Below are 2,591 nucleotides of genomic sequence, written 5' to 3'. Positions count from 1 at the left end.
GGGTGACTGCGTACCTTTTGTATAATGGGTCAGCGACTTATATTCTGTAGCAAGGTTAACCGAATAGGGGAGCCGCAGGGAAACCGAGTCTTAACCGGGCGTCCAGTTGCAGGGTATAGACCCGAAACCCGGTGATCTAGCCATGGGCAGGTTGAAGGTTGGGTAACACTAACTGGAGGACCGAACCGACTAATGTTGAAAAATTAGCGGATGACCTGTGGCTGGGGGTGAAAGGCCAATCAAACCGGGAGATAGCTGGTTCTCCCCGAAAGCTATTTAGGTAGCGCCTCGTGAATTCATCTCCGGGGGTAGAGCACTGTTTCGACTAGGGGGCCATCCCGGCTTACCAACCCGATGCAAACTGCGAATACCGGAGAATGTTATCACGGGAGACACACGGCGGGTGCTAACGTCCGTCGTGAAGAGGGAAACAACCCAGACCGCCAGCTAAGGTCCCAAAGTCATGGTTAAGTGGGAAACGATGTGGGAAGGCCCAGACAGCCAGGATGTTGGCTTAGAAGCAGCCATCATTTAAAGAAAGCGTAATAGCTCACTGGTCGAGTCGGCCTGCGCGGAAGATGTAACGGGGCTAAACCATGCACCGAAGCTGCGGCAGCGACACTAAGTGTTGCTGGGTAGGGGAGCGTTCTGTAAGCCGTCGAAGGCGGACTGTGAGGTCTGCTGGAGGTATCAGAAGTGCGAATGCTGACATAAGTAACGATAATGCGGGTGAAAAACCCGCACGCCGGAAGACCAAGGGTTCCTGTCCAACGTTAATCGGGGCAGGGTGAGTCGACCCCTAAGGCGAGGCCGAAAGGCGTAGCCGATGGGAAACAGGTTAATATTCCTGTACTCGGTGTTACTGCGAAGGGGGGACGGAGAAGGCTATGTCATCCGGGCGACGGTTGTCCCGGTTTAAGCGTGCAGGTGGAGCGACCAGGCAAATCCGGTTGCTTTTAACACTGAGGCGTGATGACGAGGCACTACGGTGCTGAAGTGACAGATGCCCTGCTTCCAGGAAAAGCCTCTAAGCATCAGGTAACATCAAATCGTACCCCAAACCGACACAGGTGGTCAGGTAGAGAATACTCAGGCGCTTGAGAGAACCCGGGTGAAGGAACTAGGCAAAATGGTGCCGTAACTTCGGGAGAAGGCACGCTGGCGTGTAGGTGAAGTCCTTTACGGATGGAGCTGAAGCCAGTCGCAGATACCAGCTGGCTGCAACTGTTTAATAAAAACACAGCACTGTGCAAACACGAAAGTGGACGTATACGGTGTGACGCCTGCCCGGTGCCGGAAGGTTAATTGATGGGGTCAGCCGCAAGGCGAAGCTCCTGATCGAAGCCCCGGTAAACGGCGGCCGTAACTATAACGGTCCTAAGGTAGCGAAATTCCTTGTCGGGTAAGTTCCGACCTGCACGAATGGCGTAATGATGGCCAGGCTGTCTCCACCCGGGACTCAGTGAAATTGAACTCGCTGTGAAGATGCAGTGTACCCGCGGCTAGACGGAAAGACCCCGTGAACCTTTACTACAGCTTGACACTGAACCTTGAACCTTGATGTGCAGGATAGGTGGGAGGCTTTGAAGTGTGGACGCCAGTCTGCACGGAGCCATCCTTGAAATACCACCCTTTAATGTTTGATGTTCTAACCTGGTGCCGTGATCCGGCACGGGGACAGTGTCTGGTGGGTAGTTTGACTGGGGCGGTCTCCTCCCAAAGAGTAACGGAGGAGCACGAAGGTCAGCTAATCCTGGTCGGACATCAGGAGGTTAGTGCAAAGGCATAAGCTGGCTTGACTGCGAGCGTGACGGCGCGAGCAGGTGCGAAAGCAGGTCTTAGTGATCCGGTGGTTCTGAATGGAAGGGCCATCGCTCAACGGATAAAAGGTACTCCGGGGATAACAGGCTGATACCGCCCAAGAGTTCATATCGACGGCGGTGTTTGGCACCTCGATGTCGGCTCATCACATCCTGGGGCTGAAGCAGGTCCCAAGGGTATGGCTGTTCGCCATTTAAAGTGGTACGCGAGCTGGGTTTAGAACGTCGTGAGACAGTTCGGTCCCTATCTGCCGTGGGCGCTGGAAGACTGAGGGGGGTTGCTCCTAGTACGAGAGGACCGGAGTGAACGCATCACTGGTGTACGGGTTGTCATGCCAATGGCACTGCCCGGTAGCTAAATGCGGAAGAGATAACCGCTGAAAGCATCTAAGCGGGAAACTTGCCCCGAGATGAGTCTTCCCTGGGCACCAGATGCCCCTGAAGGGACGTTGAAGACGACGACGTTGATAGGCCGGATGTGTAAGTGCAGCGATGCATTGAGCTGACCGGTACTAATGACCCGAGAGGCTTAACCTTACAACACCGAAGGTGTTTTGAGAGAGAAGAGAGCAGAGATTTTAGCTTGTTCACAGGATTGGTTCTGTGCGTGGCGTGTGAGAGCGCGGACGTGCGGGATGAAACAGAATTTGCCTGGCGGCGACAGCGCGGTGGTCCCACCTGACCCCATGCCGAACTCAGAAGTGAAACGCCGCAGCGCCGATGGTAGTGTGGGGCCTCCCCATGCGAGAGTAGGGCACTGCCAGGCATCAA

General features: G+C 55.0%; 2 rRNA genes. Both read left to right on the top strand.

What is annotated here, in order from left to right:
• A 23S ribosomal RNA gene (locus FJU30_RS26630) occupies positions 1 to 2,357 on the top strand; the annotation flags it as partial.
• 113 nt (positions 2,358 to 2,470) lie between these two features.
• Positions 2,471 to 2,586 (top strand): 5S ribosomal RNA (rrf, locus tag FJU30_RS26625).
• Positions 2,587 to 2,591: the final 5 nt, after the last annotated feature.

The organism is Affinibrenneria salicis (assembly GCF_008710095.1).
The sequence above is the reverse complement of the archived record's forward strand: the minus strand, read 5'-3'. Positions and strand labels throughout refer to the sequence as shown.